Origin of the sequence: Anaerosalibacter massiliensis (assembly GCF_024623155.1) — a bacterium.
GTDB lineage: Bacteria > Bacillota > Clostridia > Tissierellales > Sporanaerobacteraceae > Anaerosalibacter > Anaerosalibacter massiliensis.
The window spans coordinates 1-15,445 of record NZ_JANJZL010000004.1 but is presented as its reverse complement, the minus strand read 5'-3'; the positions used below and the strand labels follow the sequence as shown (position 1 = coordinate 15,445).

Annotated in this window: 13 protein-coding genes; 3 read left to right on the top strand and 10 right to left on the bottom strand. The window is 28.7% G+C overall.

Annotated elements, in window-relative coordinates; genetic code table 11:
• Positions 1-102: 102 nt before the first annotated feature.
• The gene (locus tag NSA23_RS07260) at positions 103-1,689 is read left to right on the top strand and encodes a TolB family protein (protein ID WP_042683055.1); all 1,587 of its coding nucleotides are present in this window, start codon (positions 103-105) and stop codon (positions 1,687-1,689) included.
• A gap of 15 nt (positions 1,690-1,704) precedes the next feature.
• On the opposite strand, the gene NSA23_RS07255 is transcribed toward NSA23_RS07260, so the two are convergent.
• The 5 genes from NSA23_RS07255 to ftsE form a co-directional block, all read right to left on the bottom strand.
• A complete protein-coding gene (locus NSA23_RS07255) occupies positions 1,705-2,934 on the bottom strand; it encodes a S41 family peptidase (protein WP_042683056.1) in 1,230 nt (409 codons plus the stop codon).
• A gap of 123 nt (positions 2,935-3,057) precedes the next feature.
• On the bottom strand, positions 3,058-4,239 hold the full coding sequence (locus tag NSA23_RS07250; protein WP_042683057.1) for a murein hydrolase activator EnvC family protein: 1,182 nt from the start codon (positions 4,237-4,239) through the stop codon (positions 3,058-3,060).
• Between the two features lie 248 nt (positions 4,240-4,487).
• Positions 4,488-5,792 (bottom strand): murein hydrolase activator EnvC family protein, encoded by a 1,305-nt coding sequence (locus NSA23_RS07245; protein WP_042683058.1) that lies wholly within the window; start codon positions 5,790-5,792, stop codon positions 4,488-4,490.
• 25 nt (positions 5,793-5,817) lie between these two features.
• Positions 5,818-6,723, bottom strand: a complete 906-nt coding sequence (gene ftsX / locus NSA23_RS07240; RefSeq protein ID WP_042683059.1) for a permease-like cell division protein FtsX — start codon at positions 6,721-6,723, stop codon at positions 5,818-5,820.
• Positions 6,707-7,393 (bottom strand): cell division ATP-binding protein FtsE, encoded by a 687-nt coding sequence (ftsE, locus tag NSA23_RS07235; protein ID WP_257490363.1) that lies wholly within the window; start codon positions 7,391-7,393, stop codon positions 6,707-6,709. Before ftsE ends, ftsX begins: the two co-directional genes overlap by 17 nt.
• A gap of 216 nt (positions 7,394-7,609) precedes the next feature.
• Here ftsE and NSA23_RS07230 point away from each other — a divergent pair, with 216 nt between their 5' ends.
• Complete coding sequence (locus NSA23_RS07230; RefSeq protein WP_042683061.1) at positions 7,610-8,194, top strand: 5-formyltetrahydrofolate cyclo-ligase; 585 nt, start codon at positions 7,610-7,612, stop codon at positions 8,192-8,194.
• A 72-nt stretch (positions 8,195-8,266) separates the two neighbouring features.
• Positions 8,267-9,448 carry a coenzyme F420-0:L-glutamate ligase gene (locus NSA23_RS07225; RefSeq protein ID WP_042683062.1) on the top strand — a complete coding sequence of 394 codons (1,182 nt, stop codon included), beginning with the start codon at positions 8,267-8,269 and terminating at the stop codon, positions 9,446-9,448.
• 24 nt (positions 9,449-9,472) lie between these two features.
• Here the strand turns inward: NSA23_RS07225 and NSA23_RS07220 are convergent, their stop codons facing one another.
• From NSA23_RS07220 to NSA23_RS07200, 5 genes are all read right to left on the bottom strand, one after another.
• Entirely contained in the window at positions 9,473-10,525 is a 1,053-nt protein-coding gene (locus tag NSA23_RS07220) for an AI-2E family transporter (protein WP_050069865.1), read from the bottom strand.
• A gap of 100 nt (positions 10,526-10,625) precedes the next feature.
• A complete protein-coding gene (locus tag NSA23_RS07215) occupies positions 10,626-11,339 on the bottom strand; it encodes an arginase family protein (protein ID WP_042683064.1) in 714 nt (237 codons plus the stop codon).
• Positions 11,340-11,355: 16 nt separating this feature from the next.
• A complete protein-coding gene (locus NSA23_RS07210; RefSeq protein WP_042683065.1) occupies positions 11,356-13,740 on the bottom strand; it encodes an ATP-binding protein in 2,385 nt (794 codons plus the stop codon).
• 168 nt (positions 13,741-13,908) lie between these two features.
• Positions 13,909-14,346 carry a protease complex subunit PrcB family protein gene (locus NSA23_RS07205; protein ID WP_042683066.1) on the bottom strand — a complete coding sequence of 146 codons (438 nt, stop codon included), beginning with the start codon at positions 14,344-14,346 and terminating at the stop codon, positions 13,909-13,911.
• 128 nt (positions 14,347-14,474) lie between these two features.
• On the bottom strand, positions 14,475-15,410 hold the full coding sequence (locus tag NSA23_RS07200; protein ID WP_257490362.1) for a transketolase family protein: 936 nt from the start codon (positions 15,408-15,410) through the stop codon (positions 14,475-14,477).
• Between the last annotated feature and the right edge of the window lie 35 nt (positions 15,411-15,445).

The window sequence follows — 15,445 nt, the reverse complement described above, 5'->3', positions numbered from 1 at the left end:
TATATTATATTTTTTAAAAAAATCAATGGCTTTTATTTTTAAAAAGAAGATTGAACTTATTTCTCCAATAGTATAAACTATTATGGAAGGAGGAGGCCAAATATGAGAAAAATAATTTTACCTATTTTTATAATATTTTTGTCATTAGCATTAACTAGTTGTAATACTATTCAAAATTCTAAAATAGAGCCTGCTGACAATGATACAAAAGAAAAACCAATTAAATACAAAGTAGAAAAAATAGTTCTTTCTAAAGGGTATCAATCATTAGAACCAAATGTGGAAATTCTTAAAAAAAATAAAAATATTAAAATATTAGTTTCACTAGGTTTAGTAGAATCTTCTGGTATAAAAATAGATGGAATAACGAAAAACAATAATGAAATAAATATATATACTAACAGATTAGTAGAAGATAACAAAACTCAACTTGCAATTCCTCAGGCAATTGTTAATCTTAAAATTTCCAGTAAAGACAATATAGATGATATTAAATTTAATATTATAAATCAAAACTATGAACCTATAGAACTAAAATTTGGAAAATCACAAATACTTAGTAAAATATATTCTCAATATAAAATAGCTCCGAATACTGTTCCTCTAGTAGACCTTGTAAAAACTAATGAAAGTTTTATTTGGAATATAGATTTTAATAGTATTTTTAATAAAGATGATTTAGAATCCCCACTTGTAAACTTACATGTAAAAGCTGATGCTAATACTGGTGAAATTCTTTTATCTAATAGAGAGATTATTTCTGAATATATTGATGATGGTTTAATTTTAGATTACATACCTCAACATTATATATTATATAAGCAAGAACAAATAGATGATGGAAAAAATACTAATATGCTATGGCTATATAATTTAAAAAATGGGGAAAAAGAAAAAATATATGAAACTAAACATTCTATTTATTCGGCTAGCTTTTCTCCCGATAATAAACATATAGCATTTATAGAAAATGATGAAGATATATCAGATATTTATCTAATTAATATAAATGAAAAAACTGCAAATAAAATTACTCCAATTGACTATAATCACACTTGGAATATAAAATGGATAAATGAAGATAATTTATATTTTGTCAACAACAACGAAAAAAATAGTTCTACTCTACTTAAATACAATATAGTTGACAAAAATTCACAAGAGGTTTTCTCAGTTGGAAAAACTATTTCAGATTTTGATTTCAAAGATAATCTAATTGTATTCACTGAATATAGTGATAAAGACATAAATCAAAATATTTATATTACAAAAGATGGTTCTAATCTTATAGAACTTGACAAAGGATATAGAATAAGTTTTATAGATAAAAATTCAATTATATATTTAAAAAATTCACAGGATAAAAATATAGATTTGATGTGTATATATGATATAGAAAATAATTCTAAAAATGTTGAAACTGAACTAGATGTTAAAAACTATATAAAATTAGATCAAGACAATCTATTAGTCATAACAAAAAACTCCTGTAATAATGATTACACTCTTAATAAATATAATATAATAGATAATTCATCTGAATCTATTGCTGAAATCACAGGAGAAACTTTCTTTTATGATGAAGTGCTAAATAGGGGATATGTAAGTCTATCAGCTCCTATGGAAAAAGATGAAAGACATATTATATATTCTATTGATTTAAATAAAATAAGCTTAAATAAAAAATAAGGGAATTTCTTTCCCTTATTTTTTATTCATAGTATCTTTCATTATTTCTATACCTTTTTTAAGTTGTACATCCTCTTTTAAATTTTCTGGTCCAGTTATCTGAACTTCCTCTGGCAATTTAACTTCTACATCTGGTTTTATACCTATATTATGAATATTAGTGCCCTTAGGAGTAAAGTATTCTGACACTGTCATTTTATATCCAGAACCATCTGGAAGTTTGACTATTCTTTGAACTATACCTTTTCCAAAAGTCTTTGTTCCTACTAAAACCCCTCTTTCTGTATCTTTTACTGCACCTGCTAATATTTCTGAAGCACTAGCACTTCCTTCGTTTACAAGCATTACTAGAGGCAAATCTGTTTTCTTTTTATCAGATTTTAAATATTCTCTCTCACCATTTTTATCTTCTGTATATACAATAGTTCCCTCGCCTAAAAACTCATCTGCTATATCTGCAGATACATCTAATAATCCTCCTGGATTATTCCTTAAATCTAATATAATTCCTTGAGCTCCATCCTTTGCTAATATATCAAATTCCTTTTTAAAATCTTTATAGGTTAAATCATCAAAAGAAGTAATTTTAATATATCCAATTTTATCTTCTAGCATTTCTGCCTTAACAGTTTTTAGTCTAATCTCTTCCCTTTTGATTTTTAAATCTATATTATTTGATTTTCCGTCCTTATCTTTTCTTAGAATAGTTAAATTTACTTCAGTTCCTGGTTTTCCCTTCATAACCTTTACAGCTGCATCCATTTTATCTGCAGTAAATTCTTCTCCATCTATTTTTATAATTTTATCTCCTGTTTTTAAACCTGCTTTTTCCCCAGGTGTATCTTCTATTGGGGACACTACAGTTATTAAATTATCTTCTCCCGGACTTACAATTACACCTATTCCACCATAGACACCTTTAGTATGTTCCATAAAATCATCAAATTCTGATTTGGACATATATGTGGAATAAGGATCTTTTAAAGATTCCAACATGCCTTTTAATTGTCCATCCATTAATCTCTCATCATTTACATCTTTTAAGAAATTTTTCTTTATTGACTCCTCAATAGTCATAGCCTTGGAGTATTTTTTATATACTGTTGCCAATTGTTCATATTCATCTTTAGAAATTATAACTTTTTTATTGAGAGGTATAGGCAGTAGATTACTAATAGTAAAAGTAGCTATATTTGTTATAAGAAGAAGTAATATTATACGAGTCGTGGCTTTCTTTTTTGACATTCAATTCACCTCATTTTAACAAGCATTATGTAGTTTATTTTATTAAATCTACTTTAACATTATACCACTAGAGCTATAACTTTTCAAAGAAATAAAAAAAAAGGAGGAAAATTCCTCCTTTTTTTATCTTAAATAACCCATAGGATTTACAGGTCTTCCATTTATTCTGACTTCAAAATGTAGATGAGGTCCTGTTGAACGACCAGAGTTTCCTGATACCGCTATCTGCTGACCTTGTCTAACTCTAGTCCCTACACCAACAGATAATGATGAATTGTGAGCATATAGAGTTGAAACACCACCACCGTGGTCAACAACTATATAGTTCCCATATCCTCCACTATAGCCTGTTTTAGTAAGAATAACTACTCCATCTTTAGCAGCAACTACAGGAGTTCCTACTCCCACTCCTATATCTATTCCAGTGTGCAATCTGCCCCATCTAGGACCAAAAGGTGAAGTTACTGGTCCACTAGTTGGCCAAATCATAGCACCTCCTGTTGGAGTCACACTAGCAGAAATACTAGCTGTACTACCACCTGTACTACCACCACTTTTACCTTTAGAATTATTAGAGTTATTAGAATTATTATGATTTGCTATTTGTGATGCAATTTGGTTAGATTCTCGTTCTAATTCATCTAATTGGTTTTGTAACTCTTTTTTGTCTTTTTCAACATTATTCATAAGTTTTTGTTTACCTCTTGTAGCAACCATCAATTCATTTTTCTTTGATTCTACTTGTCTTTTAGTAGACTCTGCTGAAACTATTTGGGTTTTAAGTTCCTTCTTCTTAGTATCCATTATATTTCTTTGTTCTTGCATATAGTCAAGTAAATCAGTATCATGTTCCACTACTGCCTGTACCATTTCTTTCTTCAATAAAAAATCTTTTATGTCAGCTGCTGAAAGTAAAACCTCTATGTATCCAATATTTCCATTCATATACATGGCTCTAAGTCTAGAGTTAAATGCATCTTTTCTTTTTCCTATTTTTCTTTCAGCTTCTTCAATCTCTTTAGTAGTTTTTTCTATATCATTATTTAAATTTGCAAGCTTTTTTTCAACTTTACTTAATTCATCACTTGCTTCATTTACCTCTTTATCTAAAGATTTTATTTCATTTGATATATTTTTTTGTTTTTTCTCCAATTTATTTATCTCATTTTTTTTCTCTTCTTTTCTTCTATTCACCCCCTTTTGCTCATTTTTTAAACTATTTACATCACCTACTGCATATACTGCTACACAATTGAATACCAATAGTGCTATAAGTAACGTGATGACTTTTTTACTACGCCCCATAAGATTTAAAGCCTCCTTCCTGAGTTTACATTTAAAAATCTTTTCAGGGTTACTGCTAATAAACTTCAATTTTCTATGCTATCTATATTTATTGAACCATAACTATATTTCTAACTATATATTCTGCTCTTTTAGAAAATATGTATTGTATTTTATCTTTTTAAATCTACTTAAACATTATATCATTAAAACCATTACTTTACAAAGAAATATGAAAAAAGGAGGAAAATATCCTCCTTTTAATTTATTTATTTCAAATATGACATAGGATTTACAGCTCCTCCACCTACTCTTACTTCAAAGTGACAATGTGGACCAGTTGAATTACCAGTGCTACCTGCTCTTGCTATTACTTGACCTCTTTTTACACTTTGACCAGCACTAACTACCAAAGATGAATTATGCCCATAAAGAGTTGCTATTCCTCCTGGGTGAGCTATAATTACAGCATTTCCATATCCACCTTTAGATTGTGCTTCTATTACTATACCATCTGCTGCTGCAACTATTGGTGTACCAGTAGGTGCTGGAATATCTATTCCTGAATGGTATTTTTTAGTTCCAAATATTGGATGAATTCTGTATCCAAAAGGCGAACTAATACCATAATGTCCTGGAACAGGCCAAGATAATCTGCCTCCTGAGTAAGCTGGAGTACTATTTGAACTACCTGAATTGCTTGAACTATTAGATTTTCCTGTGCTATTTCCATTGCTTGAGTTATTAGTTTTTCCTGAATTACTTGAATTATCTACTACAGCTGTATTATTATTTTTCTTATTTTCATTTGATTTTTTGGTTGCATTTGCTGCTGCCATTTGAGCCTCAGCTTTTTTCTGAAGTTCTGCAATCTCAGAATTTAAACTATGTGATAGTGCATTTAATTCATCTAATTGTTGTTCTAATTTTGACTTGTCCTTTTCAACAACATTCATAAGTTTTTGCTTGCTTCTTGTTGCAACCATCAATTCATTTTTCTTTGATTCTACTTGTCTTTTAGTAGATTCTGCTTCAGCTATTTGAGTTTTAAGTTCTTTCTTCTTAGTATCCATTATATTTTTTTGTTCTTGCATATAATCAAGTAGATCAGTATCATGTTCAACTACTGATTGAACCATTTCTTTTCTTAATAGAAAGTCTTTCATATCAGCTGCTGAAAGTAGAACTTCTATGTATCCAATATTTCCATTCATATACATAGCTCTAAGTCTAGAATTAAATGAATCTTTTCTTTCTCCTATTTTTCTTTCAGCTTCTTCAATCTCTTTAGTAGTTTTTTCTATATCATTATTTAAATTTGTAAGTTTATTTTCAACTTTACTTAACTCATCACCTGTTTCATTTACTTCTTTGTCTAAAGATTTTATTTCAGTTGATAAGTCTTTTTGTTTTTTCTCTAATTCTTTTATTTGAGTTTGTTTATTTTGCTTTTGTTTGTTCACCCCCTTTTGTTCATTTTTTAAACTGTTTACATCTCCTGTTGCATACACTGCTACACAATTAAATACCAATAGTGCTATAAGCAATGTTATGACTTTTTTACTACGCCCCATAAAATTTAAAGCCTCCTTCCTGAAATTATACATTTAAAAATCTTTTCAAGGATACTAAGCTACCTAAAGTTCCAATTCCAACACCAATAGCTACAAACATAATACTAATATCTTTTAGCAATGTATAAGGTGCTACTAAATATACTGTAAATATTACATATAGTCTTTCATTTATAAAATGGAAAATATATTCATATCCATAGTTGACTATAAGAATAGATAGTACTGCACCTATAAGGCCTAATAGAATTCCTTCTATAATAAAAGGTCCTCTAATATAGCCATTGCTAGCTCCTACATACTTCATAATATTTACTTCTTTTTTCCTTGCTGTTACTGTGATTTTTATAGTATTTGAAATAATAAACACTGATATAAACATTAATATGGCTATTGCTATGATTCCTGCAACTCTTATATAATTAGCTGTTGAAATAAGCTTGTTGATTACATCCTTATAATATTTTACTCCTTCTATTCCCTTTATATCTTTTACGTTTTCTACAACTTTATCTGCATATTCTATATTCTCTAATTGAATGGTATATGAATTAGGTAATGGATTTTCATCTTCCAATCCTTCAAATGAATATCCCTTATCACCTAAATCTTCTTTCATTATTTTCATTGCATCATCTTTAGTGACAAGACTTAAATTTTTAACACCACCAAAAGATTTTATCTTATTTCCTATTTCCTCAATTTGTTCCTCTTTAACACTATCTTCTAAAAATACCTGTACCTCATCAAATTTACTTTGGGTTTCATTTACTATATTGTTAATACTCAATATCATAATTAGTACCATTCCTAATATAACTAGAACAGCAGTAATAGAGCCTACTGAAGCTAAACCCATACCTCTATTTCTCCACATGCCTTGAAATCCTTGTTTGAGAACATTCTTGAATATCCTAAAACTCATATTCATACACACCCTTCTCTTCATCTCTTGCCACTTTTCCATCTTCTAAAGCTACTACTCTTCTTTTCATACAGTTTACTATATCTTTAGCATGTGTGGCCATTAAAACAGTAGTTCCTCTCCCATTTATACCTTTTAAAATTTTCATTATTTCCCAAGCTGTATCTGGATCTAAATTTCCTGTAGGTTCATCAGCTATAAGTACTGGAGGATTGTTCACAATAGCCCTTGCTATAGAAACTCTCTGGTGTTCACCTCCAGATAATTGATCTGGATAGTCATTTGCTTTTTCACCTAGCTCCACCATCTCTAATACTTCTGGCACTCTTTTTTTTATTTCCATTGGATGAGAACCAATGATTTCCATAGCAAAAGCTACATTTTCATATACGGTTTTATTTGGGAGCAATCTAAAATCTTGGAAGACTACTCCTACTTTTCGTCTTATATAAGGTATTCTTCTGTTTTTTACCTTGGTTATATCCTTGTCCTCTAGTATGATTTTACCAGATGTAGGTTCTATTTCTTTAAGTAAGAGTTTAGTCATTGTAGATTTTCCTGCACCACTATGCCCTACAATAAATACAAATTCACCTTTATCAATAGTTATATTTATATTCTCCAAAGCCTTAGTTCCATTTTTATAAACTTTACTCACATTAATAAACTTTATCACGTTCTTACCACCTTTACTATGAGTCTTTTAAAGTAAGTACCTATTATAACATAAAAAAACTTTATTTACATATATTTATTTTATCATATCTAATATAGTGTCTTCTACTAATTTTTCTTATTTTATTTGTTTTTTCGTTATATTTTTCCATTAATTTGTATTCTGAATTTATATTATATTATAATATAAATTAGATAGATATCAAGGGGTGATTTCATGAATAAGGAAATTTTAAGAAAACAGTTTTTGGCAAAACGTAGTAAACTTCCTAATAAAGATGCTGAGGAAAAAAGTAATATAATAACTAATAAATTATTAGACTTACAAATATACAAAAATTCTTCATTTATAATGTCTTATATAGCTTTTAGAAAAGAAGTAAGGACTAAGAAGTTTATAAAACATTCTATATCTAATGGTAAAAGAGTTGGTGTCCCTATAACAGTTCACAAAACAAAGGAACTTATTGTATCTGAGTTGAAGGATTTTGATAATGAACTAGTCATTGGCTACTATAATATATTAACACCTAAAAGTCAGTATATCAGAAGGGTGTCCCCTTCAATTGTAGATTTAGTAATTGTTCCTGGTGCAGTATTTGATAAAGATGGATATAGAATTGGATATGGAGGAGGATATTATGATAGATTTTTAAAAAAATTAAATAAGGATGCAGTAACTATTGGATTTGCTTATAATTTTCAATTAGTAGACTCATTGCCAAGAAGTAAATACGATATTCCTGTAGACTATATTTTAACAGAAAAACAACTTATTTCTTGTAAAACAAGAAATATTTAAATAGACCTATTAAATCTTAATTATAGTGATATAATATATAGGGTAATTTATTTGATTTTAGGAGGAATTTTTATGGCGAGAACAGTGGGTACAACAGTAAGAGGCATAAGGGCTCCTATTGTTAAAAAGGGAGATGACATAGTAAATATTGTAGTTAATTCTATCATTGAATCTTCTGAAGCTGAGAACTATGCTATTAAGGATAGAGATATCATTGGAATAACTGAATCTTTAATTGCAAGAGCTCAAGGTAACTATGCAGGAGTAGAAGAAATTGTGGAAGATATAAACAACAATTTTAAAAAAGATGTTGGTATAGTCTTCCCTATACTTAGTAGAAATAGATTTTCCATTATACTTAAGGCAATAGCAATGACAGGTAAAAAAATATACCTTGTGCTCAACTATCCTTGCGATGAAGTCGGAAATTGTTTAATGGATAAAGATAAAATGTATGATTTAGAAATTAATCCTTATACCGATAACTTAAATGAGAACGAATACAGAAATTTGTTTGGTTACAATGTAGCTCACCCTTTTACAGGTGTAGATTATGTAAAAATGTATAAAGAACTAGCAATAAATGACAATATTAAAATATATCTATCAAACGATCCTTTAAGTGTTTTAGAATATTCAAAGGATGTATTAGTTGCAAATATTCATGAAAGGGAGAGAACTAAAGAGCTTCTTAAAAAAGCTGGTGGTGAAAATATATTAGGATTAGATAATATATTAACTAAATCTATTAATGGCAGTGGATACAATCCAGAATATGGCTTATTAGGTTCTAATATGGCTACAGAAACTAAACTTAAGCTATTCCCTAGAGACTCCCAATCTTATGTGGAAGATATTCAAAATAAAATGAGAGAAATCACTGGAAAAGAAGTTGAAGTCATGATATATGGAGATGGAGCTTTTAAAGATCCTGCAGGTAAGATATGGGAGCTTGCAGATCCTGTTGTTTCTCCTGGATATACAAAAGGTCTTCAAGGAACTCCAAATGAGCTAAAATTAAAATACTTAGCTGACAATGAATTAGACAGTTTAGATAAAGAAAAAGCAGAAGAAATGTTAAAGGAAAAAATTAGACATAAAGATTCATTAGAAAAAGCTGCATCCTTAGGCACAACACCTAGAAAGATCACAGATCTATTAGGAAGCCTATGTGATTTAACTAGTGGTAGTGGAGATAAAGGAACGCCTATAGTATATATTCAAGGATATTTTGATAATTATGCAACAGAGTAGCTAAATAGCTACTCTGTTCTTCTATTAATCTTCTAATTTTTTTATTTTATATTGTCTTTCTATATATCTTCCTAAAAGAGTTCTTATTACTGCCACTATTGGAACTGCAAAGAGCATTCCCCAAACTCCAAAAAATCCACCACCTATTATTATAGCTGTAATAATCCAAAATGGTTTCATTCCCACTTTCACTCCAAGTATCTTAGGTCCTAGATACAGTCCATCAAACTGTTGCAATGCAAATATAAATATAACAACCCACAACGCCTTCAACGGCCTATCAAATAAAGTTATAATTCCTGCTGGAATCATTCCAATAAGCGGGCCAAAGTATGGAATCATATTAGTTACCCCTACAATTAAACTTATCAATAAAGAATAAGGGACTCTTAAAATTAAACATCCTACAAAACATAACAAGCCTATTATGAAAGAGTCAATTATTTTACCAACAAAAAATTTAGAAAAAGCCTCTTTTATTTCTCTTTGAACATTAATTATTGATTCTGCTCTATGCTTTGGAAATACTGCATAAGCTAGTCGCTTAAATCCTTCTGCAAATTCCTCTTTGTCTTTTAAAATATAAATAGATATTATAGAACCTAGAATGAAGTTTAAAAATCCAGAAGTAAAGTTTATAACTTGGGTTACAGTTTTATTTAATAATGGAGTTATACTTCTAGTAGCCTTAATCATAGCTTCATCTAAAGCTTCTTTTACTTCGTCAATTACTCCATATTTATCTATTATAGCAAGTTTAGAAGGCATAGATTCAAACCATTGTTCAGTGGCTCTAACATAATCAGGGAACTCTTTAATTAATGTTTTTATACTTTCAATAACTGTTGGTGTGATAAATACAAAGAATAAAGCTATTATTCCAAAAAATATTATATATACAATAAGGATATTAATCCATCTCTTGAAGGTATACTTTCTTTCTAAATAAACTAATAGTGAATTCAAAAAAAAGGAGATAACAAAAGCCCATATAAAAGGCTTAGATATTTTTCTTAATGTAAAAGTAAAGCTCTGACTAGATATTAACCTAAATAAAATAAATGTAATTATTAACAAAAAGAATATTTTTATATAATTTGTTTTTCTTTTTATTTCTATCGCTCCTTTCTACATATTACATCTAACTATTTTATCACTTTTTTCATCTATATTAAAGTTAATTTAAAAAAATTTCAGATATTTTTTTATCTATCTTCCTATTATTTATATTAATTTCTGGATTAACTATATCTAATAAAGGATTATGTTCTGCTTCTCCACATATATCTACCCCTAGAACTTTACAATATCTATTTATAAGTTTTAGCCAATTTACAAGACTAACAAGTTCCATATCACCTTGATCCCAGGAAGTTTTAACTATTTTCCCTTTTAAAACATCTTTATCTACACTTATATATACACGTCTTCCTTCTATTTTTTTTATAATATTGAAATCTAAAGTCTTATTTCCGTCTTCAATATATTGTATAAATGGACAATCTAAAATATCTTTAGGCATATATTTCTTATTTGATCCAATTATTAATAGTCCACTAGTTAAATTTTCTTCTATACAGTTTCTAACCCAGGAACCACAAGTTATAACATATTTATCTGTTTTATCTATATCAAAGTGATTGTCAAATAGTACCAACATTGGTTTCAATAAAAATCTTTTTATTAAAAAATAACTAATATAGTGAAAATCCCCTGTTCCTAAATAAGCTATAGACTTTTTAGGCAGGGAATTTAAAAAATTATCAACTGTATCTTTTTTAGATATATCAAAATATTTTGGATGAAAATCATATTTATTTAACCTTATTTTTAAATTTATAAAATTAAACTGTTCGTTGTTAAGCTTTCTTTTCTCATTAAGTGTAGTCAATTTTTATTCCCCCATGTTATTTCCTATCTTTACTCATTTGTGAGTACTCCTCTAATCTTTTCTGCACTAAATAATTAATTGTTCCTTCCTCATAGTTTCCTCTTTTATTTATTTTTCCAGCTCTAACTCCTGTAAGTATTTCTATACCTTCATCTATTGTTTTTATAGCATATATTTTAAACTTTCCATCTTTTACTGCAACTACTACTTCATCATTTAACATTAAATTATCTAAATTCTTATAAGGTATTATAACTCCTTCTCCTCCCCTAAATCCTTTTAATTTGCAAACATTATAATATCCTTCTATTTTTTCATTTATACCACCTATAGGTTGAATAACTCCTTTTTGATTTACAGAACCAGTTACTGCAATAGCTTGATTGATAGGTATATTTGCTAAACTAGAAAGAAGGGCATATATTTCAGTACTAGAAGCACTATCACCATCCACACCATCATAAGACTGTTCAAAGGTAATACTTGCTGTCATAGAAAGCTGAGTTGTCTTAGCATACTTTTCTCCTAAATATCCACCTAATATTAGTACTCCTTTATCATATATATTTCCACTCTGTCCTACTTCTCTTTCTATATTTATTATTCCTTCTTTTCCTGAAAATGTATTTACAGTTATTTTATTAGGTTTGCCAAAAGTATATTGGCCTATACTCATAATAGCCAGGCCATTTATTTCTCCTACCTTATATCCCTCAGTATCTATCAATAATGTATTGTTTTCAATTAATCCTAATAATTTTTCTTCATATATATTATTTCTATATACTTTATTAGATATAGCTCTTTCAACATCTTCTTTCACAACTATATTTTTGTTTTCCTTAGTAGCCCAAGCATCTGCTTCGTAAAGTATTTCTACTAATTCATTAAATCTAGCAGTAAGCTTATTCTGATTTCCAGATATTCTACTACTTAAATCTATTATAGCTGCAAGAGCAGTCCTGTCAAAAGGTTTTAAACTTTCTTCTCTGCATTGATAAGCAACAAAAGAACCGATCTTCTCAATATTTTCTTCATTTCTTTCCATTTCCACATCAAAATCTGCTCTTATTTTAAATAATTTCTTAAAATCTTCATCATATTGATAAAGTAAATGGTATGTTAAATAATCGCCAATAATTATAACTTTTGTATCTATTGGAATAGGTTCTGGTCTCAATGTTTCAGAAATGATATTTAACCCAGTTATATTTTCAATAACAATTTCTTCTGCTGAAATAGCTCTCTTTAAACCTTCCCAAGCTATCCTACTTTGAAGTATATCCTTTGCCTGTATGATTAAATAACCGCTATTAGCTTCATGCATAGAACCTGGACGTATCTTTGTATGATCAGTCCTTAGCCCTCCCAGTTCATTTACATATTCTATTTTCCCTAAAAGATTATGATAATTTGGGTTCATCTCTCTTATGACTGGTGCTCCTTCTACATCTTTGTTATCAATAAATAAATTTACTTCATATCTTTTGAAAAAACCCTCTTTCTCATTTGTTGGAGATAGTATATTTTCAATATAATTGTCTTTATTGTCATCTAAGAACATTTGAAAATTTTGAATTATATCCTCTTTCATATTAGAAAAATAGTTTTCAATTCCTTCTTGTTCTTTAAATTTTTCTATAAGTGGATCTATATATAGAGACGATATTTCTAAAACTTTTTCTTCTTTTAATTTTTTCATTTCACTTTTAAGATTATTTTCTATATCTCTTATTCTTTGCACATAGTCAAAAGTTTTATTGCTTAGTTCATTAGAGGATTTTTTTATTTCTTCTACTTCTTCTTCTGATAAATTTTCAATCTCTTTATCTGTCATAGGTCTATCTCCTACTAGAGGTATGCTAAGTATTCCTTTTTCTGTTTGTTTAAATACAAAACCATAGTCCTTTGCTACTTCATTTAACTCATCTATTACATCTTCAGCTTTCTTTTGGTTTTGGGTATATATTATATTCTTGCTGTCTTCATATTCTTTTGATGATAATATTTTAGGTATATCCATCTTTATATTGTTAATGGCATCTTTTACATCTATTTTAAATACTTTTCCTAACCCTGGAAATAGGCTTATAGCTTTAGGAGAATTTGGTCTTTTAAAATTAAAAACATAACACCAATCTTTAGGTGTTTTTTTATTCTTACTAAAATCTTTTGCTACAAGATAAGAATAACTGTTTTTTCCCGTTCCTGTAAGCCCTGATACATATATATTGTATCCTTTCCTTTTAACTGACAATCCAAATTTTAATGCTTCCATTGCTCTTTTCTGTCCTATAAGTTCTCTAGATACTGGAATTTTTTCAGTAGTATCATATTTAAACATACTAGGATCACATTTTTTTCTTAAAATATTATAAGGCAGTTCATATTTTTCTCTCATTGCAAACACCTCCACACTGTCTAATTAATATATACCCTATATTTAATCATATGTATTAAAACTTTCTTTGATATTTTTTATGTTTAAAAGAGGTTATCCATTTTAAGATAACCTCTTTTAAACATCTTCTGTATATTTAAAATATAGATATATAATGTCATAAAATAATTAATCATCATATTCTACTTCTAATTTTATGTCGGCAGGTAGTTTATCTAAATTGGTTTTTACAACTGTAAAGGGATAGGATATTTTTTGAGCTACAATCTGATCTGGTTTAGGATCTTTAAATTTAGCAAATACAGTAATACCAAATTTATTGTCCTCTTTTTTCCCCCTTTCAATTTTATCTATTGTAACTGAATACCCTTCCATGTTTTTTTCTCCTCTCGTAACAACTACATATATTTCTTCTTCAATTTTACAGCTCAAAGCTCTCTCTTCAGATAAGTAGTTTGGAAGAAGATCCTTTAACTTTTGTGGAACCTCATCAGTTTGAAGAACCTTAAATTTCACCTCTCTATCACCTTCATTTAAATATTTTGGAACTAATATTATTCCTAAAATAATAATACACACTATAATACCAATCCAGACTTTTTTCATTAACTCCCCCCTACAAATGGAAATAAATACTCTATATTATATTTATTATTTTCTCATGCTATTTATGATATAGTAATAAAAAACTGTCATCGAAAACTATGAAAGTATTCAATGACAGATACTAATTATTAGTTTGAAATAATTTTCTTAACTTTTTCAACTATATTTTCTACTGTTAAACCATATTTCTTTAGTACATCTTCTGCAGTTCCTGATTCTCCGAATTTATCTTCTACACCTATTCTTTTTAAAGGTACTGGATAATTTTCTACAAGAACTTCTGCTACAGCACTACCTAGTCCTCCAATGATGCTATGTTCTTCTACAGTAACTATTTTTTTAGTTTCTTTTGCTGCTTTTATGATAATATCTTCATCTATAGGTTTTATAGTGGATATATTTATAACTCTTGCTGATATTCCATGGTTCTCTAATATTTTACCCGCTTCTAATGCTTTTGATACCATGATTCCTGTTGCAATAATAGTTATATTATTTCCAGCTTTTAATTCAACACCTTTACCTATTTGAAAATTATAATCTTGATTAAATATTACTGGCTCTTTGCTTCTACCAAGTCTTATATATACTGGTCCATTATATTGACTTGCTTTTATTATAGCTTTTTTAGCTTCTACTCCGTCAGCAGGACATAGGACTGTCATGTTGGGTATTGACCTCATTAGACTTAAATCTTCTACGGATTGATGGGTTGCACCATCTTCTCCTACAGTAAGACCTGCATGGGTTGCTGCAATTTTTACATTTAGTTTGGGATAACATATTGAGTTTCTAATTATTTCAAATGCTCTTCCTGTAGCAAACATTGCAAAAGTACTTGCAAAAGGAATCTTCCCTGTGGTTGCTAGACCTGCAGCAGTTCCCATAAGATTTTGCTCTGCTATTCCTACATTGAAAAATCTGTCTGGATACTCTTTTTTAAATACTGCGGTTTTAGTTGACCCTGAAAGATCTGCATCTAATACTACAATATCTTTGTTTGTTTTTCCTAGTTCTTTTAGAGCTTCACCGTAGGCATCTCTAGTTGCCATGAATTTAGTCATTTATTCCACCTCCAAGTTCTTTTATTGCTTTTTCT